Source organism: Gardnerella sp. DNF00753 (assembly GCF_049244275.1).
In the GTDB taxonomy this organism is placed as follows: domain Bacteria; phylum Actinomycetota; class Actinomycetes; order Actinomycetales; family Bifidobacteriaceae; genus Bifidobacterium; species Bifidobacterium greenwoodii.
Genome location: NZ_CP058393.1, coordinates 1,383,420 through 1,403,871, shown reverse-complemented (window position 1 = coordinate 1,403,871; position 20,452 = coordinate 1,383,420). Strand labels below are relative to the sequence as shown.

General features: G+C 44.4%; 17 protein-coding genes. 13 read left to right on the top strand and 4 right to left on the bottom strand.

Features of this window, described 5'->3' with window-relative positions:
* Positions 1–59 precede the first annotated feature (59 nt).
* The 4 genes from HXT33_RS05635 (at position 60) to HXT33_RS05620 (ending at position 6,119) form a co-directional block, all read left to right on the top strand.
* Positions 60–1,226, top strand: a complete 1,167-nt coding sequence (locus HXT33_RS05635) for a phosphoesterase (RefSeq protein ID WP_421786928.1) — start codon at positions 60–62, stop codon at positions 1,224–1,226.
* Positions 1,227–1,358: 132 nt separating this feature from the next.
* Positions 1,359–4,163: a type I DNA topoisomerase gene (topA, locus tag HXT33_RS05630; RefSeq protein WP_421786926.1), complete on the top strand. Its 2,805-nt coding sequence runs from the start codon at positions 1,359–1,361 to the stop codon at positions 4,161–4,163.
* A 48-nt stretch (positions 4,164–4,211) separates the two neighbouring features.
* A complete protein-coding gene (tmk, locus tag HXT33_RS05625) occupies positions 4,212–4,916 on the top strand; it encodes a dTMP kinase (protein WP_019260528.1) in 705 nt (234 codons plus the stop codon).
* A 33-nt stretch (positions 4,917–4,949) separates the two neighbouring features.
* Complete coding sequence (locus tag HXT33_RS05620; protein ID WP_421786924.1) at positions 4,950–6,119, top strand: DNA polymerase III subunit delta'; 1,170 nt, start codon at positions 4,950–4,952, stop codon at positions 6,117–6,119.
* Positions 6,120–6,137: 18 nt separating this feature from the next.
* On the opposite strand, the gene HXT33_RS05615 is transcribed toward HXT33_RS05620, so the two are convergent.
* Together HXT33_RS05615 and HXT33_RS05610 are read right to left on the bottom strand one after the other, a co-directional pair.
* Positions 6,138–7,217, bottom strand: coding sequence for a LacI family DNA-binding transcriptional regulator (locus HXT33_RS05615; RefSeq protein ID WP_116794442.1), 1,080 nt, complete (start codon positions 7,215–7,217; stop codon positions 6,138–6,140).
* 113 nt (positions 7,218–7,330) lie between these two features.
* Positions 7,331–7,597 (bottom strand): HPr family phosphocarrier protein, encoded by a 267-nt coding sequence (locus tag HXT33_RS05610; protein WP_019260531.1) that lies wholly within the window; start codon positions 7,595–7,597, stop codon positions 7,331–7,333.
* 266 nt (positions 7,598–7,863) lie between these two features.
* Here HXT33_RS05610 and ptsP point away from each other — a divergent pair, with 266 nt between their 5' ends.
* The 8 genes from ptsP to rsmI all read left to right on the top strand — a co-directional run bounded on the left by ptsP (position 7,864) and on the right by rsmI (position 17,104).
* The gene (gene ptsP, locus HXT33_RS05605; protein ID WP_421786922.1) at positions 7,864–9,522 is read left to right on the top strand and encodes a phosphoenolpyruvate--protein phosphotransferase; all 1,659 of its coding nucleotides are present in this window, start codon (positions 7,864–7,866) and stop codon (positions 9,520–9,522) included.
* Positions 9,523–9,606: 84 nt separating this feature from the next.
* Entirely contained in the window at positions 9,607–10,056 is a 450-nt protein-coding gene (locus tag HXT33_RS05600) for a PTS sugar transporter subunit IIA (protein WP_116794440.1), read from the top strand.
* Positions 10,057–10,117: 61 nt separating this feature from the next.
* Positions 10,118–10,387: a PTS sugar transporter subunit IIB gene (locus HXT33_RS05595; RefSeq protein WP_019260534.1), complete on the top strand. Its 270-nt coding sequence runs from the start codon at positions 10,118–10,120 to the stop codon at positions 10,385–10,387.
* 54 nt (positions 10,388–10,441) lie between these two features.
* Positions 10,442–11,959 (top strand): PTS ascorbate transporter subunit IIC, encoded by a 1,518-nt coding sequence (locus HXT33_RS05590; protein ID WP_116794439.1) that lies wholly within the window; start codon positions 10,442–10,444, stop codon positions 11,957–11,959.
* A gap of 346 nt (positions 11,960–12,305) precedes the next feature.
* Positions 12,306–12,857, top strand: a complete 552-nt coding sequence (locus tag HXT33_RS05585; protein WP_421786919.1) for a YbhB/YbcL family Raf kinase inhibitor-like protein — start codon at positions 12,306–12,308, stop codon at positions 12,855–12,857.
* Between the two features lie 75 nt (positions 12,858–12,932).
* Complete coding sequence (locus HXT33_RS05580; protein ID WP_421786917.1) at positions 12,933–14,540, top strand: C69 family dipeptidase; 1,608 nt, start codon at positions 12,933–12,935, stop codon at positions 14,538–14,540.
* Between the two features lie 48 nt (positions 14,541–14,588).
* Complete coding sequence (locus HXT33_RS05575) at positions 14,589–16,106, top strand: formate--tetrahydrofolate ligase (RefSeq protein WP_421786915.1); 1,518 nt, start codon at positions 14,589–14,591, stop codon at positions 16,104–16,106.
* A 155-nt stretch (positions 16,107–16,261) separates the two neighbouring features.
* On the top strand, positions 16,262–17,104 hold the full coding sequence (gene rsmI, locus HXT33_RS05570) for a 16S rRNA (cytidine(1402)-2'-O)-methyltransferase (protein ID WP_421787614.1): 843 nt from the start codon (positions 16,262–16,264) through the stop codon (positions 17,102–17,104).
* A gap of 86 nt (positions 17,105–17,190) precedes the next feature.
* Here rsmI and HXT33_RS05565 read toward each other — a convergent pair whose 3' ends face one another.
* Positions 17,191–17,454 (bottom strand): hypothetical protein, encoded by a 264-nt coding sequence (locus HXT33_RS05565; protein ID WP_415699363.1) that lies wholly within the window; start codon positions 17,452–17,454, stop codon positions 17,191–17,193.
* Complete coding sequence (locus HXT33_RS05560) at positions 17,451–18,077, bottom strand: hypothetical protein (protein ID WP_019260541.1); 627 nt, start codon at positions 18,075–18,077, stop codon at positions 17,451–17,453. Before HXT33_RS05560 ends, HXT33_RS05565 begins: the two co-directional genes overlap by 4 nt.
* Positions 18,078–18,387: 310 nt before the next feature.
* Between HXT33_RS05560 and metG the strand changes: the two genes are divergently transcribed.
* On the top strand, positions 18,388–20,259 hold the full coding sequence (metG, locus tag HXT33_RS05555) for a methionine--tRNA ligase (protein ID WP_421786912.1): 1,872 nt from the start codon (positions 18,388–18,390) through the stop codon (positions 20,257–20,259).
* Positions 20,260–20,452 lie beyond the last annotated feature (193 nt).

Here is a 20,452-nt window from a genome sequence, read left to right as displayed (position 1 = left end):
CAAAATTTTATTATGCTCAAAACTAGCGCTGTCATAGAGACTGTCGTAAAGTCTAAAGTATGAGCGAAGAATTTACAGGAACAAATGACGGCTTAAACGCCAATAGTTTGAAAGATATTGAAGAGCTTCCAGACTTGCCAGAGGTTAAGGCTTTTTCTGCAGTGCCTAGTAGCGATGAATCTACAGTCGAGCTATTAGATTCAAAGAAGATTGCGGAAGCTGGCGCAGAAACCGGCATAGAAACGAACGCAAAATCAAAATCAAATAAAGATTCTTCCTTACAAGAAGACGATGTTGACGAGTTTGATCCTCTACTTAAGCGCCCGCGTGTTTCCACAATATTATGGTGTGTTGCGCTTGCAGTCATATTTTTAGCTTCTGCAGTTGGCGTTTGGTTTGTGAGCGTGCAAACAATACTCGGCCAAAGCTACGAGGAAATGGTAATTGACGGTTTTGGTTCTAGAGGAATGCCAGCGTGGCTATCTACTTGCTTAAAACCGCTCTGCAATTCACTTGTTGTCATTATTCTTGGCGTTGTTATTGCGGCAGTCGCTTTAGTTTTAGCTTGCGTTAGAAAACGCTGGTGGCTGCTTGGGCAGTGTGCAGGAATCATTATTTTGGCCGCAGCAGCTGAACCTCTAAAAAAGATTCTTCCTCGACCAATGCTTATCAATATTGAGTATTTGTCGGCAAATTCAGCACCTTCTGGTCATGCTCTACTTATTTGTGCGGCTTGTGCTTTGCTTATTTGTACCGTTTCTAGAGTTTGGCGCGCATGGGTTGCTGTTGCAAGCGCTGTAATAACTATTTTGGTGCAACTTTCACTGGTTGCTGGGCACTGGCACAGGTCTTCCGACGTGCTTATTTCATTGCTAATAGTTGCTGCAGCAACTCTTATTGCGCTTGCTTTAACGCGTTGCAGCGGAATGGACATGCCCGCGTATAGAAGATCCTCAATTAGCGTGCAAATTGTAGGAAGTTCTATGATTACTTTGGGTGTTCTTACTTGCCTTTACTCACTATATTTAATATGGCAAATTTTGCCAGGCGTAGATATTTTCGCACAGTGGGCGGCTAGTGTATCTTATGCTGCAACATATTGGCTGACTATTGGTGCATCTTTGCTTGTTTATGGAGTGATTATGGTAATGCGTCATTCTACAGCTTCCCCGCTTGGAAGGCTTGGATTAGTTGGTGCACCTCCAACACCACCGTCTGCTGCATGAAAAATGTCTACTCTATCTGCTTTTATCCACCGAGGTGGAATTTAATAGACGTACAGCGTAACTTGCGATACAGTTAGTGCGAAGCATACAGTTAATGCGTGTATGTTTGATTGTGTTAGGAAAGGAGCGAATATGGCAGCTGAACATAAGCTAGTCATTGTGGAGTCTCCCACGAAAGCGCGCAAAATTGGCGGGTATTTGGGTAACGGATACACGGTTATGGCGTCTGTGGGGCATATTCGCGACCTCGCTCAACCAAGCCAAGTTCCAGCCTCGCGCAAAGCTGCGTTTGGCAAGTTTGGTGTAGATGTTGATCATGGTTTTGCTCCATACTATGTTGTTGGAGCAGATAAAAAGAAAACAGTTGCCGATTTAAAGTCTGCGCTCGCCAAAGCCGACGAGCTGTATTTGGCAACTGATGAGGATCGCGAAGGTGAGGCTATTGCTTGGCATTTGGTTGAAGCTTTGAAACCAAAAGTGCCAGTAAAGCGTATGGTTTTTCACGAGATTACTAAGGATGCTATTCAAGCCTCGTTAAGTAATACTCGAAATGTTGACGGCAATATGGTTGATGCGCAAGAAACGCGTCGTGTGTTAGATCGTTTGTATGGCTACGAGCTTTCTCCTGTGCTCTGGAGAAAAGTTGGTCCAGGTCTTTCTGCTGGACGCGTGCAGTCTGTTGCAACAAGGCTTATTGTTGAGCGCGAGCGCGAGCGCATGGCTTTTAGGAAAGCTTCATACTGGGATATTAGTGCTGTTTTGAGCTCTAAAGACTCTGATGGTAAAAGCGTTGATTTTGAAGCGCGCATGAGCGAGCTTTCTGGTCGTCGTCTGGCTGGTTCTAAAGATTTCAATTCAAAAGGCGAGCTTGTTGCTGCAAAAGGTGAGTCTCAGAAAGCTTTGCATGTTGACGCTGATTTTGCGTCCAAGCTTTCTAAAGCTCTTGAAAATTCAGATTTTGTAGTTGACTCTATGGAAACGAAGCCGTACCGCCGTCGTCCTTTGCCGCCTTTTACTACATCAACTTTGCAGCAAACTGCTGGAAACCGCCTGTCGATGAGCTCTCGTCAAACTATGCGAGCTGCGCAATCCTTATACGAAAACGGCTATATTACTTACATGCGTACGGATTCCGTGACGCTTTCTAAAGAGGCTATTGAGGCTGCGCGCAATGCTGCTAGGGTAGCGTTCGGCGCTGAGTATGTTTCTAAATCTCCTAAACAGTACGCAACTACGTCTGCAGGAGCGCAGGAAGCTCACGAATGCATTCGCCCTGCTGGAGCGCGTTTCTTAAGCCCAGACGAGCTGGCGGATAAATTGCCTGCAGATCAGCTTAAATTGTATACGCTTATTTGGCAGCGAACTCTTGCGTCTCAAATGGAAGATGCTACTGGTTTTACAGCAACAGTTAAGTTAAATGCTTCTGCTGGCGAATATGGTGAAGCTTTGTTCCAAGCTTCTGGAACAGTAATTACTTTTGCTGGTTTTATGAAAGTTTTTGCTAACGCATCTGCAGCTGAAAGTGATGGCGCAGGCGAAAAAGCGCTTCCTCAAATGCAATCTGGGGATGTTCTTGAAGCTAAAAGTGTTAGTGCGGATTCTCACGAAACTCAGCCGCCTGCAAGATACACCGAAGCTTCTTTGGTAAAAACGCTGGAAGCTAAGGAAATTGGTCGCCCTTCTACTTATGCAACGATTATTTCCACGATTATTGATCGCGGATACGTGTATGAGCGTGGACGTGCTTTAATTCCTTCATGGCTTGCGTTTGCTGTAATCAAGCTTTTGGAAGCTAACTTCCCAAAGTATGTTGATTACGCGTTTACTGCGGATATGGAAAATGGTTTGGACAGGATTGCGCACGGCGAAGAAACCGGTCGCGACTGGCTAACTAGATTCTATTTTGGTTCTGGAGATGATTCTGCGAAGTCTGCTGACGAAGCGCATATTGGTTTGCAGCAGCAGGTTGCGGAACTTGGCGAAATTGACGCGCGTGAAATCAACACTATAAATATTGGTGACGGCTTGCATGTTCGCGTTGGCCGTTACGGACCTTATTTGGAAGATACTACGCATTTGGACGCTGAGGGTAATCCTCGACACGCATCTCTTCCAGAAACTTTAGCTCCGGATGAGCTTAGCGTGGATGTTGCGCGAGAATTGTTAGATAACAATGCTGAAGGTCCGCGAGTGTTGGGCAAAGATCCTGAAACTGGTGGCACTGTTGAAGTGCGAAATGGTCGTTTTGGCCCATACGTTGCTTTAGTTGACTCTCAGGATGATGAAGATGCTAAGTCTTCTAAGTCGCGTCCAAAAATGGCATCCTTGTTTAAGACTATGGATCCTTTAACCTTAACTTTGCAAGATGCTTTGCAGCTTTTGCACTTGCCGCGTTTGGTTGGCGAGTATGAAGAAGTTGATGCTGAAGGTGTGGTTAAACTTGCTCGAATTGAGGCAAGCAACGGACGTTACGGCCCATACTTAACTAAGACTTATTCTGAAGTTGATTCTAAGCCAGAAACGCGCTCTTTAGCTAGTGAAGACGCTATTTTTACTACGACTTTAGAAGAAGCGAAGGCTTTGTTTGCGCAACCAAAGTACGGTAAGCGTACTCGCGGTGCTGCTAAGCCTCCTCTTCGCGAGCTCGGTGCGGATCCTGAAACTGGAAAGCCTGTTGTAATTAAAGATGGCTTCTATGGGGCTTATATTACTGATGGCGAAACGAATCGCACTTTGCCGAAGCAGTACACGCCTGAATCAATTGATCCTCAGGATGCGTTTGTGCTATTGGCTCAAAAGCGCGCTGCAGGACCTGTAAAACGCAAGAAGAGCGCTGCAAAATCTTCCGCAAAGAAGTCTACTGCGAAAAAATCTACAGCAAAGAAAACTTCCACAAAGAAGACTACTGCAAAGAAATCTACCGCTAAAAAAGCATAGGAATGAAATCTAAAGATTAAATAGACCTTGCGTATGGAGTCACAAAATATGGCATCTAAGAATGGTGATTTTTCAGGCGGTTGCGCTTGCGGAGGAAACTGTGGTTGCAACAGTGAGAAATATGCTGAAAATAAAGGCTTATTTATTTCTTTTGAAGGAATTGACGGCGTTGGTAAAACAACGCAAGTTGAGGCGCTGAAAAAGCATTTGCAATCTTTGGGGCGAGAAGTTGTAGTGACGCGCGAGCCGGGCGGAACTGATCTTGGAAAGTCTTTGCGAGAAATATTGTTGCACGGATCTTTTGTGTCTTCTAGGGCTGAAGCTTTATTGTTTGCAGCAGATCGCGCTCAGCATGTTGCTCAAGTGATTCGCCCAGCGCTTAGCCGTGGAGCGGTAGTAATTACAGATCGTTACATTGATTCTTCGCTTGCTTACCAAGCAGGCGGCCGCGAATTGACTATGGATGATGTGCGAACTTTAAGCGAGTGGGCAACTGACTCTCTGTGGCCTAATCGCACTTACTTGCTAGACATGCAGCCGGAAGCAGCTTTTGAGCGCTTGCATCGTGAGCAGGATCGAATGGAATCAGCCGGAATTGATTTCCAGCGTCGCACTCGAGAAGCTTTTTTGGATTTAGCGCAGGAATCTGCAGATAGGTATCGTGTATTAGACGCAACATGTTCTGCACAATCCTTAGCGGAGCTAATTTCTAGCGATGTGAATAATTTAATTGCGCAAATTGAATCTAAATAAAATGCTGTAAAACGAAATTTAGTGGGTGAAGCAATGAGCGTTTGGGATAACGTAGTTGGCCAAGAGCAGGTGATTAAGCGTTTGCAAAAAGTTGCTTGTGCGGACGCCAGTAAAATAGCCCAATCTTGGCTAATTTGCGGAGCTGCTGGCTTTGGTAGCGTGCAAGTTGCGCGCGCTTTTGCTGCTGCTCTCGAAAGCCCGGATTGTTTAGATGAAAATCGAAATATTATTGGGGAAGAAGAGCTTAGTAAAACTGCTAAAGAAGTTTTAGCTGGCTCGCATCCGGATGTTCATACGCTTGCAACCGAAGGTGTGACTCTCAGCATCGACGATGTTCGCGAAGTTATTGGAATTTCCGAACAGATGCCTAGCACTGCTCCGTGGAGAATCATAATTATTGAAGACGTTGACAGAATGTTGGAGCGAAGCACAAACGTTCTTCTTAAAGAGATTGAAGAGCCTAGCAATCACACTATTTGGCTTCTTTGTGCTTCAAGCGCTAAAGATGTGCTTCCAACAATTCGTTCTCGCACGCAGCTTGTGCAATTAGCTATGCCGGATGAGAAGTCTGTAGCAGAATATCTTATTAAAAAAACGGATGCGGATAATAAGTTAGCAGGTCGCGCAGCTAGACTTGCTCAAGGAAATATAGAAACCGCGTTGATTTACGCAAGCGACGAGCGTGCTTTAAGCAGACGAGATGAGTTAGTTGCAGGATTGCTTCGCATGCATGAGGCTGCTGACGCAATTATGCTTGCTGCAATGCTTATTGAGGACGCAAAAGCTCAAGCAGAAGATGAAGTTCAGCGAAATGTTGAAGCTCAGCAGAAAGAATTTTTAAGAATTAACGGCTTAAAAGAGGGCGATCGTATTGCGCCAAAATTGCGCACAGCTTACAACGCAATCGGTAAAAAAGATGAGGTAAAGCGCAAAGTTACTCGCGTAAGTCGCGACGTATTAGGTCGTTCTTTAGACGCAATCAGCAGCGTGTATCGAGACGTTTTAGTCATACTTAACAATGCGCAGGATTCTTCGCCAATAATAAATCAAGAATACAAGTCTGGGATTGTAGAACTTTCTAAAAAACTAACGGTGAAGCAGGCGCTTGGTTTTGTTGACAACATTGCCACAGCTCGTAAGCGCTTGGCTAGAAACGGCAACGCAACGCTTGTTTTTGAAGCGTTATTCTGCTCTCTTTTATAAAAATAACGTAGGGCTTTACTATATTCGCCACGGAAGTGACATATCGCTTGTGCCTATTCTCGGCGCGTTAGTTGACTCGCGTCGCATAATTTCTGGCCTAAATTCCATGTGTGCTGGAAGCCAATGTTGTTCGGACTTATCAACAGTGGCTAAGCGAATAGCTTCGCGCGCAATCTGCTGGTATGGAGGCCTGATTGAAGAAAGCTTAGGCTCAGATATTTTTGCCTGCCTGCTATCTCCGTAACCTATTACGCGAACATCTTGCGGAACTTTTAAAGAAAGCTCATCTAAAGCCAAAAGAGCTCCCATTGCCACGGCGTCGTTTGCGCAAATAATAGCGTCTGGTCTGCGTGATTGCTTAGCTGCAGAAGTGGAAAAGAGCCTCATAGTATCCTTAAATCCACGCTGATAAGTAAGCTCGCCAAAAGTCGTCCAATCTGGCTCAGGAAGTAGACTTAATCGGCTTGCAGCAGTCTGGAAATTAGCGAATAAGTTTGCGTTTTGTGTGGAGTCAACATTTCCGCTTAAATAAGCAATATTGTGCGCGTCGTGGTGTGAAAGATGTATTAAAGCAGCTTCCATCATGGATTCTTGATCCATGCCAACCCAGTTAATGTGGAACGAAGTTGCAGTGCCGCCGATTTGCACAATTGGAAGATTATTTACGTAGTTTTCAAGTATTTTTGTTAAATCAATATTGTTAGACTGTATCACAATAAGACTGTCAACATTGTGCTCAATAAGCTCCTCAATGCGCTCTTCTTGCGTTTCAGCGTCTTTGCCAGTGCCAACAAGAAGTATTTTGTCTATTGTCTTAGCTGCCTCATCCAGAGCGGAAAGCATGTTTACGTTGAACGAATCGTCTACGTTGCTTGTGCTTATTACCACGCCGATTGTGTTAGTTGTGTCGCTTCTTAATGCGCTTGCTGCATAATTTACTGAATAATTAAGCTGTTCTGCAGCTTTTCTAACGCGTTTTGCAATATCGTCATCTTTGGCTCGACGGCCAGAAAGTACGCGAGATACTGTTGCGATTGAAACTTTTGCGAGCGCCGCTACATGAGTAATGGAGGCATTCTGATTTGTTTGATTTGCCATATATGCCCCCGAATGAGTGCGGTGCTGTAGCTAATAATAAGCAGCACCGCAAATCGAATACTATAAAGTGAATATTATTTATTTGCTCGTTTATTTGCTTACTTAACTCTATATTATTCGCCTTTCGTGACTACTTCTACAAGCTTAGCTGCCACATTTTCAGCATCTTCGCCGTCTACAGTAATTGTGATTGAATCTCCCTTAGTAATGCCCAAGCCCATAATAGAAAGAATGCTGTTTGCGCTTACTGGAGCTCCTTCACCTTTTGCGATTGTTACGGTGCAATTTGATGCCATTGCAGCTTGTGAAAATTCAGATGCTGGGCGAGCGTGAATTCCAACAGGGTCTTCAATAGTAACGGTGCGAGTTGCGACTGACATTTTTTCTCCTTTGAATAAAAAATTAATAATTTCTACTTTTATTTTACTTTCGTATAAAAGCAAAGTTTTTTTCTTAAGTTTTTTATTGCTATTTTTAATGTTAAGTGTAACACAATTAACTGAAAAATACAGAAAACGTTTTCACTTGTTGTAACAACGTTTTTAATGGTGTATAGTTTCATTAGTAAGAAACGTTTACCTGCAAGAAATGCTTCTGCGGCGTTGCAGCTGTGGTAAAGCGTCTAAACCTAAAGGAGGGTTTAAGTATGGTAATCACTGGTGTTGGTATTGGTCGTTCAATGGCGTCTGGTGAAGTATTGTGTATGGCACCTGCTTTGCGCGAGCCAGAAGATGTGGCGCGTCCTTCGGCAATATCAATCGAAGATGCCAAGACTTCAGTACAAAACGCTCTAAATGCAGTAAATAAAGATTTGCAACAGCGCGCGGAAGCTGCTCTTAAAGCAGCGGATGAAGGAACTAAAAAAGCAGCACCAATTATGCAGGCTCTTGCACAAATGGCGTCGGATCCAGCATTAATAAGTGCGATTGAAGCTGGAATTTCTGCTGGGAAAACAGCTGAACGTGCTACTTGGGAAGGATTTGCGCAGTTTGAAGATATGTTGCGCAATCTTGGCGGCTATATGGCTGAGCGTGCGGGAGATTTGCACGATGTTGGCCAGCGCGTTATTGCGTCCTTGCTTGGTGTCGAAGCGCCTGGAGTGCCAGAAAGCGATTCTCCTTTTGTGTTGGTTGCTAGGGATCTTTCTCCTGCCGATACTGCTTCGCTTGATTTAAGCAAGGTTCAGGCAATTGTTACAATCGACGGCGGTCCTACAAGCCACACTGCTATTCTTGCGCGCGCTCGCGGAATTGTTGCTGTTGTTGGAGCGCACGATGCTTGCCAGCTAAAGAATCATCAAATGATTGTAGTTGATGCTGCCCGCGGACGCGTTATAAGCGATCCTAGCGAAGAAGAAATTGCGCATGTTAAAGAGTCTCGTGAGCGCTTAAGTCGTGCTCGCGAATTGCGCGGATTGCCTGGAAGTACTAAAGATGGTCATTTGATTCCACTTTTGGCAAATGTTGGCAAGCCTTCGGATGCTCAAATTGCGCACGAATATGGTGCTGAAGGCGTTGGCTTGTTCCGTACGGAATTTCTGTTTATTGGTAACGAGCAGCCGCCTAGTGTAGAAGAGCAGACAGAAGCCTACACAAAGCTGTTATCTCAATTTGATGGCAAAAAAGTTGTTATTCGTTTGCTTGATGCTGGAGCAGATAAACCGTTGCCATTCTTAACTCCGGAAGATGAGCCAAATCCTGCTTTAGGTCTTCGCGGTTTGCGCACTTTAAGGCAGCATATGGATGTTTTAGATGGCCAGCTTGAGGCCTTGGCTCGTGCTGATGCCGCCACTAATGCAGATTTGTGGGTAATGGCTCCAATGGTTTCAGACGAGCATGAAGCTGCGTATTTTGTAAAGCTTGGTAAATCTAAAGGTCTTAAGAAGGTTGGCGTTATGGCCGAAGTTCCTTCTATTGCTTTGGTTGCCGAAGAAGTTGCTCAAGTTGCTGATTTTGTTTCTATTGGAACGAATGATTTAACTCAGTACACTCTTGCGGCTGATCGAACTCTTGGATCTGTTTCTAATTACCAAACTGCTTGGCATCCTGCCGTGTTGCGTGCAATCAAAATGATTGCAGACGCTGGTAACGCTCATGGTATGCCAGTTGGAGTTTGTGGTGAAGCTGCGGCTGATCCAGACTTAGCGGTTGTTCTTACTGGTCTTGGTATTAACTCGCTTTCTATGACGCCGGTTGCTTTGGACGATGTTCGTGCTGAACTTGCTCAGACTACATTTGATGAAGCAAAAGCTAAAGCTCAAGAGGCTTTAGCTGGAAAGTTCTACCACTCGATTATGCAGGAATAATCAAAATTTAAATATAACCAAAATTTAATAATCACAAAATTTAAAAAATAGTAAAAAATTAAAAATAATCAGAAAAGAGAAAATATGAGCGCTGATATTGACGAGCTTCTTCCGGACGCTGCAGTTAATCTTGACGTTGCGGCTAAGGATTGGCGCGATGCGATTCGTCTTGCTGGCGATGCTTTGCGAGAAGCTGGCTTTACCACTGACGAATACACGGATCAAATGATTGAAACCGTTGAGAAAATGGGGCCATATATTGTTATTGCTCCAGGCTTGGCTTTGGCTCATTCAAGGCCATCGGCAGCGGTTCTTAAAAGCGGTTTAAGCTGGGTTCGTTTAAGTACGCCTGTTGAATTTGGCAATGCTGCTAACGATCCAGTTTCTTTAGTTATTGGTCTTGCAGGTCACGACGAAAGCGAGCATATTGGGGTTATGTCCGCAGTTGCTGCAGCTTTGTCTAATCCTGTAAAAACTAAGGAACTTGCGCAAGCAAAAAATGCTGAAGAAATTCGCGCGATTCTTAAAAGTTAGATGTTAAATCATAAATTAATTTTGTAAAATTAAAAATGATAACTCAACGAAAGAGGCTATTATGAATATTCTGTGCGTATGCGGAAACGGCATTGGCACGTCTGTACTGCTCAAAATCAATGTTGAGGCTGCAGCAGCAGACCTTGGTCTTGATGTTACGGTTACTACTTCCGACGCTGGAAGTGCAAAAGGTACCGCTAATATGAACGACCTTGTACTCACATCTCCTCAGCTCGCTCCAGAGCTTGAGGGTACTACCACTCCTGTGGAAACAATTGAAAATTTCATGGATGTTGAAGAGGTGAAAAGCGTACTTGAGCGTTACGTATAGTAATTACTCATAGTATTTGCCTTCCCCTAGGGAATAAAAAAGAAGGAAATAAAAATGAACATTGTAGTTCAGGTTTTAAATTTCATAAGTCAGCAGATTTTGAATGTGCCGGCTTATTTGATTGGTATTATTGCAGCAATCGGTCTTATTGCGCTCAAGCGTAGTGCAGGACAAGTTATTGCAGGCGGCTTGAAGGCTGCTATGGGTTACCTTATTTTGGGCGCAGGTGCTGGCGTTGTTGTTGGTGCTCTTGCTCCATTTGGTGACTTAGTTTTGAAGTCTACTGGTGCGCACGGCGTTGTGCCTACAAACGAGGTTATTACAGCTCAGGCTGCAGGACAGTATGGTGCTACTTCTGCATACATTATTGTGCTTAGCTTCGTTCTTATGCTTCTTGCTGCTCGCTTTACTCCACTGAAGTACATCTTCTTGACTGGCCACCACATGGTGTTCATGTCTATGCTTCTAGCTTTGGTGCTTTCTGTAGGCTTTGGTGCTGGCAACCAGCTTCTTATTGTTATTGTTGGCTCCATTATTATGGCAACGGTTATGGTTGTTTTGCCAGCTTTTGCGCAGCCATTCATGAACCGCATTACTGGAAGCGATAAGCTTTCAATCGGCCACTTCAACTCCTTAAGCTACATTGTTTCTGGTGCTGTTGGCGCTGCTGTTGGTAAGAAGTCAAAGTCCACTGAAGACATCAACTTCCCTAAGGGCTTGAGCTTCTTGCGCGATTCCATGGTTTCCACCACTTTGTTGATGGTTGTGCTTTATCTTGTGTTCGCAGTATGGGCTTCTGTTGTGTTGCCGGCAAAGGAACTCTTCAAGATTTTCGCATCTCATCCTGCTGATTACAGCGCATTCTACATGGCTGCTTTTGCTCAGGCTTTGCAGTTCGGTATTGGTGTTAGCGTAATCCTCTACGGCGTCCGTATTATTTTGGGCGAATTGGTTCCTGCATTCCAGGGCATTGCTAACAAGGTTGTTCCAGGCGCACGCCCAGCATTGGATATTCCAATCGTGTTCCCATACGGTGCTAACGCTTCCCTCATTGGCTTCTTGGCTTCCTTCGTTGGTGGTCTTGTAGCTCTTGGCATTATTGCAGTGTGGATGGGACCGGCTTGGGGCTTGGCCTTGATTCTTCCTGGCATGGTTCCTCACTTCTTCGACGGCGGTGGTGCTGGCGTATTCGGCAACGCAACCGGCGGCCGTCGTGGCGCTATTCTTGGCGGCTTCATCAACGGCTTGATTATTACATTCCTCCCAGCAGTATTGCTTACGGTTATGGGTTCCTTCGGTTTGGCAAACTCCACCTTCGGCGATGCTGACTTTGGTTGGGTTGGTACCGTTGTTGGTAACTTCGCTCACCTTGGTGCAGGCGTTGGTGCTGTAAGCTTGATTGTTTTTGCAGTTATAATCTTTGCTTTGGCTTGGGTATGGCAGGTTAAGGTTGTTAACACCGGCTGGCTTCCTGCAGTAAAGCATGCTGAGTTCATTGAAAGCATTAAGGAACAAGAGCGTGCTGCCAAGAAGGCTGCTATGGCTGCTAATAAGGAGGCTGCAGAAAAGTAAAAATCGAGTATAAAATCTCCATTTTCTAAATCAGTGCGCCCGGTTATTTATATAGCTGGGCGCACGTTTTTTTTTTAATCTTATTAGTCTTCAAAGTTATAGATAAAGCTGCAACACTGTTAATATCTCAGTTGGCTGACTGAGTTAGTAACAGTGTTTTGCCAATTACCGTTGTTTTCTCAGTTTGTTAGCTGAGTTTTTAACAGTGTTGAGCTTATTACCGTTATTTTCTCAGTTTGCTGACTGAGTTAGTAACAGTGCTCAACGCGCGTAAAGCGAATAGTTTGCAAATAGGTAATTTATTAACGCAGTTGATTAGTGCTGTGTAATAGTAGATACTTGAATTATGAATATTTCTACAGATTTCACTATTATTCCGGACGATTATTCTAAAGCTGCACCGTCGCAGAATAAAATTAACGGAGTTCCAGTAGTTTCATTCCCGTTTTATATTGACAATATGCCATCTTTTGTTCACTACTTGCATTGGCGACTTGTTGACGATGACGCAATACCGGTATGCGGTTTTGAATGGATTCATTGGACGGCTGCAAACGTGCCAGTAGATGCGTTAATGTTTGATTTTAACGATTCTCATGCTTTGCAAATTCCGGAAGATTTTTCGTGCAAAATGCCGTCGATGATTCCGGAAGCAGTTCAAGGACGCAATTCACAAGCAAGCAGATTCGTTGGTTGTGAAGATCCAGCAATTACTATGCGTTACAACGGCCCGCAGCCTCCGGATAAAGATCACGAATACATGCTTGAAGTTTTTGGCACGGAACAACCTTTGCCAAATCTTAAACAAGGCTTCTACATGAATGAATTGTTGCGCGAAATTCGTAACTGCACTAGCGGCGTAGATGCGGGCGGAATGTTCTTTACTGGGCGCGCCTAATTTAAGTAACTAGCGATAGAATCAATCAGGAATAAAAAATTAGTAAAATATTGAAACTCACAATGGGGGCTGCAAATGGCATGCACAACAATTCTCGTCGGACGCGGCGCAAGCTACGACGGATCTACGCTTATTGCGCGTAACGAAGACTCCGCAAATGGCGAGTTTAATCCAAAACGTTTAGTAGTAGTAAAGCCAGAAGATCAGCCTCGCGTTTATAAGTCTGTTCTTAGTCACGTGACGGTTGAACTTCCAGACAATCCAATGCAATACACAAGCGTGCCAAACGCTGATTTGCGCGAAGGAATTTGGGGAGAGGCCGGCGTAAACGAAGCAAACGTTGCAATGAGCGCAACCGAAACGCTTACGTCCAACGAGCGCGTGCTCGGAGCGGATCCAATGGTTGAGCTTCAAAAAGCACAGGGCAAAGTTGGAGATGCTGACTACAAGCCGGAAGTTCCAGGCGGAATTGGCGAAGAAGACTTCCTGACGATTGTTTTGCCTTATATTCGTAGCGCTCGCGAAGGCGTTGAGCGTTTGGGTGCGTTGCTTGAAAAATACGGCACTTACGAAATGAACGGCGTTGCTTTTTCGGACGTAAACGAGATTTGGTGGCTTGAAACTGTTGGCGGCCATCATTGGATTGCTAAGCGCGTGCCGGATGAAGCTTACGTTGTTATGCCAAACCAGCTTGGTATTGACGAGTTTGACTTGGATGACGCTTTTGGTGAGCAAGAAGAGCACATGTGCTCGGCTGATTTGCTTGAGTTTATTAAAGAAAATCACTTGGATTTGTCGGTTGAAAACGCTTCTCCTTTCAATCCTCGCGATGCTTTCGGCTCTCATTCGGATTCTGATCATGTTTATAACACGCCTCGCGCGTGGTTCATGGAGCGCTTCTTGAATCCGTATGACGAAGTGTGGGATGGTAAAGATGCGGACCATCGTCCGGACAGCAACGACATTCCTTGGGCGCGTCAGCCAGAACGCAAGGTAACAATTGAGGACGTTAAGTACGTTTTGAGCTCGCATTATCAGGGCACTGAATATGATCCTTACGGCAAGCTTGGTAACGAGCACACTCGCCACATGTTGCGCCCAATCGGCATTAACCGTCAAAGCGAGCTTGCTGTAATGCAAATCCGCCCTTACATGCCTGAAGAAATGCGTACAATTCAGTGGATTACTTACGGTTCTAATCCTTTCAACGCTTTGGTGCCGTTCTATCCGAATGTAAATCGCACTCCAAAATATTTGGAAGATACAACTACTCGCGTAACAAGCGAAAACTTCTATTGGGAAAATCGCATTATTGCAGCTCTTGCCGATGCTGCGTTTAACGATACGGCTAATACGATTGAGCGTTATCAGGAAACTGTTGGCTCTCTTGGACATGCAATGGTTAAGCGCACAGATAAAGAAATTGCTGATTTGCTTGGCGTTTCTTTAAGCGATTACGAGCCAGAGCGTGAATGCGATGAAGACGGTTATTGCGGCGATGTTGTGCGCAATCCGGAAGAAATTATTGCCGCTCTTCGCGACGAAAAAGTGCGTGAGGCTTTGGCTGACGCGAATGACGGCATGGCAGAAAGATTGAAGAAGGAAACAGACGCGTTGCTTGATAATGTTCTTTACATTACAAGTATGCGTATGAAGAATGGCTTTAACCGTTCTGATCATTAAATTATATAAAATATGCATTTATGCATTATGCCTATGAAAGTGGGGAACATGAGCATTATTGATAAATACACAACAACATTCGGCTTGGTTAAAAAGATTGATGCCTTCGGGTATTTGGACTATTTAAAGCAGAATCCTGATCAGCCTCGCAAGCATGGGAAAGTGCTTCTTGTTACTGCAGACACTCCGCTAAAAGCATCTCGTGGTGAAGGTAAAACAACTACTACGATTGCTTTAGTTGATGCCTTGCGCGAGCGCGGTGTTGATGCTGCTGCCGTTCTTCGTCAGCCAAGCATGGGCATTACTGCAGCCGGCTCTAAAGGTGGCGCAAGTGGCGGCGGTAAGTCTTCGCTTTCTCATCCTGAGCTTATTGATTGGGGTTTGTGCGGTGAGATGGCTGCTATTGCTTGCGCACAGAATTTGCTTGTGTCGTTTGCAGAAAAAGCAGTTGATGAAGGCGTGCTTGATACGATTTTGGTTCCTCGCGTAAGTGAAGTTCCATCTCGTTCACTTCGCAGCATTGCTGTTGATTATGGCAAGGGCACTGTTCCTGAGCGAGTTGTTTTGACTCCAACATGCGAGCTTATGCAAATTGTTGTTCTTTCGCGCAGCATGGATGAGATTTCCGAGCGCGTTGCCTCAATGATTGCTGGCACGAAGGATGGTGTTCCTCGTAAGTTTGGTGATTTCGTTGATTTGTGGCGAATTACCAATATTCTTACCGATGCTGTGAAGCCTGCAAAAACAGAAACTATTAACGGTTCGCCGATTTATGTGCATTGCGGCCCGTTCGCAAACGTTTCGCTCGGCATTCCAAGCTTGGTAAGTGTTGAAATGGCTTGCGCTGAGCACGATGTTGTTGTTGTAGAAGCTGGTTATGGCACTGATGCTGGCGCTCAAAAGTGGATTGATATTGCTTCTCGCGAATTTGGCGCGGCTTGGCCTGCTGCAGCTGTGGTTGTAACTCGCGCAACAACTTGGCGCGACGATCCAGATTTGTCTTGGCGATACCCATTCCATGTTGCTCGTCTTGAATCTCTTAATATTCCTACTTTCCCACTTATTAATTTGTGGGAAGGCGAGGATGATAAAGTGCCTGAATTGTTGGAACAAGCTAAGACATTAGGATTTAGGAAGCCGATTGTTGGCAATCTTTTCCGCGACGGCGGCGATGGTTTGGCAGATCAGCTCGACGATTTTGTGTCTGTAATTAGTGCAGATACTAAAGCGTATTCTCCTGAATCTAGGCGCGGCAACACTCTTATGAATCGAATTAAGCTGCTGTGTGAAGAAGCTTACGGCGTTCCAGCTAATCGCATTATTGAAAAAGATGGCTTTGTTGATTCTCTGTCTGCAGCGCAAGATTTGTGTGCAAACGCAGGTGTTGATTTCAACAGCCTTGCGTTGGTGGCAGTTAAGTCTCCTGCAACCATGACGGATGACGATCGCAAGCCTGCTGGGGAGCGCACAGTTACCTTAAAGAAGGTGGAAGTTCACGCTGGTGCTGGAGTTGTGCAAGTAAACCTTACTGCATCTCTTACAACACCAATGCCAAAGATTGTGTGAATTGGCAAGGAGTAAAAATGAGCGAGACCGAATCTGAAGAAATTAAAAATAATACTTCAGGAAATCGTAATTTACGTAGCAAAGTCGTTCTCGCAGAATCGCCTATTGGTAGTAGTTGCGGCAAGGTTTTTCTTGCCGCAACGCCAATCGGCAATATGGGTGACGCTTCTTCTAGGCTAATAAATCTCCTCGAAACTGCAGATATTGTGGCAGCTGAAGATACGCGTAGGCTTTACGATTTGGCGAATCGACTTGGGGTTCATGTTTCTGGGCGCGTTATTGCGTATCACGATCACAATGAGCGAAATAAGGCGGACGGTTTGCTGGATGAAGTAGAGCAGGGCGCTAAGGTTCTTGTGGTTTCAGATGCTGGAATGCCAACTATTAACGACCCAGGTTTAGCAATTGTTCGACGTGCTATTGAACGTGAGCTTCCTGTTACATGCGCTCCAGGCCCTAGTGCGGTTCTTGACGCGCTTGCGCTTTCTGGCTTGCCAACAGACCGCTTTTGCTACGAAGGTTTTTTGCCAAGAAAGTCGGGTGAGCGTCAGCAGCATTTGCGTTCGCTTAAAGCAGAGCGCAGAACAATCGTGTTTTATGAAGCTCCGCACCGAATTGCAGAAGCTATGCAAGATTTATTAGCCGTGCTTGGCCCTAATAGACCAATGGCATTGTGCCGCGAGCTTACTAAAGATTTTGAGGAAATTCGCCGCGGAAATGTGCAAAGTATTTACGACGGCGTGATGGCAGATCCTCCTCGTGGCGAAATTGTGCTGGTTATTGGGGGAGCTAACGATGATGAAGTTAGAGCAGAAAGTAAAGATTTAAGTGTAGATGCTCTTGCTGAGCTTGCGGCTGATTGCGCAGAAAAGGAAGGTTTGCGCATTAAAGAAGCGATTACGAAAGTAGTAAAAGAGCATCCGCTTTTAGATGGTTCTTTTGCAAATCGTAAGCAAGTTTACGCAGCATGCCTTAAGCAAAAAGGTGAGGCGGAGTAGAAAATTTTCGTATAAATTTTCATAAATCCTAAAAACTTTGCCATAAAAGCGCCGTAAACTTACATAAGTAGTGCTATATGTCGCTGTCATATGTCGCTGTCATAAGCCGCAAATAACACTTCAAAACTGTGACGAACATCCGGTCCGCCCTGTTGAGAAATGTATTCTAAAAGCTGAGCGTCTGCAGCAGGATTTGCAATAACCCATTTACGCAATTCGGGTATATGTTTTGCAATATGCCACAATATTTCCGGATTTGTTTCGGGGTCGCTTGCAACAACAGGAGTAAGTATTATTGGAGGCTTTGGAGGCGAGCTTGCGTGCTCATTAGCGAAAGAGTTAAATTTCATTTCCACTCTCTCCTTATTTCATTCGAAATATCATTCAGCCAAGTTCTTGCACGAACAGAGCCTGGAAAATAAGGATTGCTGTCAATAATACGTCTGCACTCGTGCAAATCTACGCGATAGTGCGATATTAGTAAGTTTGCAATGCTTTTTCTGTATAGCTCGTAATTTTCGCTGTCGCTTTGTGTATATGCTAAATCGCATATTGTTCTTTCCGGAGTTGTTATGCGAGTTTTTCCAAGAGTAACATAGTCTTTTTCGTTTAATTTCCTACGAAATGATCGAATTGTGTGACCGTGCGGTTTCCTTCTATAATGACCGTAATCAATAACATCTATATTTTCAGGAAATTCTCCACCAAGCCAAACCCACGCAGCTGTAAATAAGCAAGCAACGCTTTGCGAAGGTATTAAATCGTTTACTATATTGCTTCTTCCGCACATAGAAATAGCCGTTTTGTGCGAGTATCCGGTATTAGATGTTAATCGGTTAAATATTCCAAATTTAGAAAGTTTTTTCATGCACATTGGCCCAGGTAAATGGTTGTTGTCAAGAAGCGGTGGAAATTCCTCATTATCTATTTTGCCGATTTTCCAAATCGTATATGCCATTTGTTGATTAATCATATTCTTCCTCTCTTTTTATTGATTTAAGAATTGAGATTATGAAAATTTTTAGAGATAAATAAGATTAAATAAATAAATTGTGGATATGTGAATTGCTATTTAAGTAGATACTTAATCGACATTGAATCGCTATTGTTTTTAAGTGCATATAATTCGTATTAGCTAAAAGTTTTGCACATATTCACAATTAGAATATTCGTAAGAATCTGCTATTTTTACGCCATTTTTGCGCTAGTTTCTGCGCTTTTTTCTAAATTTTTCTTTGATATTCGGCTAGAACTGTCCGCGCTGAACAAGATAATATTTGCCTATGAGTCATATTTTGGTGAATGTTGCATGGCCTTACGCTAATGGCCCTCGTCATATTGGTCACGTTGCTGGATTTGGTGTTCCTTCAGACGTGTACGCGCGTTACGAGCGCATGAAGGGTAATGACGTGTTGATGGTTTCTGGAACTGATGAACACGGCACGCCTATTTTGGTTGAGGCAGATAAAGAAGGCGTTTCTGCGCAAGAGCTTGCAAACCGTTACAATCGCGTAATTACTAAGGATTTATGCGATTTAGGTTTAAGCTACGATTTGTTTACGCGCACAACAACCGCAAACCATGAGCATGTGGTTCAGGAAATGTTCCGCCAGTGCTTAAAGAATGGTTATATTTATAAAGGTACGCAGAAGGTTGCAATTTCGCCTTCTACCGGCCGTACTTTGCCGGATCGTTATATTGAGGGCACTTGTCCATTGTGTGGTGCGGACGGCGCTCGCGGCGACCAGTGCGATGCTTGTGGAAACGAGCTTGATCCAGATGAGCTTATTAATCCTGTTTCTAAAATCAATGGCGAAACTCCTCGCTTTGAAGAAACTGAACACTACTTCTTGGATTTGCCTGCTTTGGCTGAAGCGAATGTTAATTGGCTTCATTCGCGCGAAGGTTGGCGCACTAACGTTATTAACTTCTCGCTTGGCTTATTTAAGGAAGTAAAGCCGCGAGCTATTACGCGCGATATTGATTGGGGCATTCCTGTTCCTGTTGAAGGGTGGATTGATAATCCAAATAAGCGCTTGTACGTGTGGTTTGATGCCGTTATTGGCTACTTGTCTGCCTCTATTGAGTGGGCGCGCAGGCAGGGTAAGCCGGATGCTTGGCGAGACTGGTGGTGTGATCCTAAGTCTCCTGGCTACTACTTTATGGGTAAGGATAATATTACTTTCCACTCTCAAATCTGGCCTTCGGAAATGCTTGCATATAACGGAGCTGGATCAAAGGGCGGCGAAGCTGGTGTTTACGGACCGCTTAATATGCCTGAGCAGGTTGTTGCTTCTGAGTTTATGACTATGGAAGGCAAGAAGTTCAGCTCTTCGCGCGGAATTGTTATTTACGTGAAGGATATTTTGGCTCGTTACCCTGTGGATGCTGTGCGATACTACATTTCTATTGCGGGTCCAGAAAATTCTGATGCCGATTTTACTTGGGCTGAGTTTGCTCGTCATAATAACGAAGAGCTTGCTGCAAGTTGGGGCAATCTTGTTAACCGTGTGGCAAATCTTATTAATAAGAATTTTGGCGAGATTCCTCCTTTGGACGAAGATTCTATGACTTCAATGGATCGCGCTTTGCTTGATCAAACTTCTGATGCGTTTGCTTTGGTTGGTAGTTTGATTGAGCGTCATCGTCAAAAGAATGCTCTTACGGAAGCGATGCGAGTGGTTGCGGATATTAATAAATATATTTCCGCAACTGAGCCGTGGAAGATTAAGGATGACGAAGCTCGTCTTGGAACCGTATTGCACGTGGCAGCGCAGGCTGTTTCGGATGCTAATCATCTTCTTGCTCCGTTCTTGCCTCATGCAGCGCAAAAGGTTTGGGAAGCTCTTGGTGGCACTGGCGTGTTCTCACCGTTGCCTCATATTGAGGAAGTAGAGGATTTGGATAATCCGGACTTTAAGTATCCGATTATTACGGGTGATTATCGTTTGGGTGAAACTGTACATCCTTGGGAGAGTGAAGAATTGGTTGCGGGAACGCCTGTTCCTAAGCCAACTCCTATCTTTGCTAAGATTCCGAAGGAAGCGGTTGATGAGGAGCTTGAACGTTTTGCTTCTGCATTGGCAGAGCGTCAGCGTGTTGAAGCAGAAAGACTTGCTGCTGCAAAAAAATCTTTGGAAAATAGCGGCGAATAGGTTGAAAATTTTAGGTAAATCGTTATAAAATAACAAAAAATATAGCAAGTTTTCTTAATAAAAAATATTTTAAGGAAATTTTAAGGAAAAACTCTTTTCTTTGGACGAAAGTTTAGCTATACTAACATATGTTAATGGTTCGCCATTAGCGAGGTTCGTTCGCGAACCCCATAATTGAAACCTTCTTCTCTCT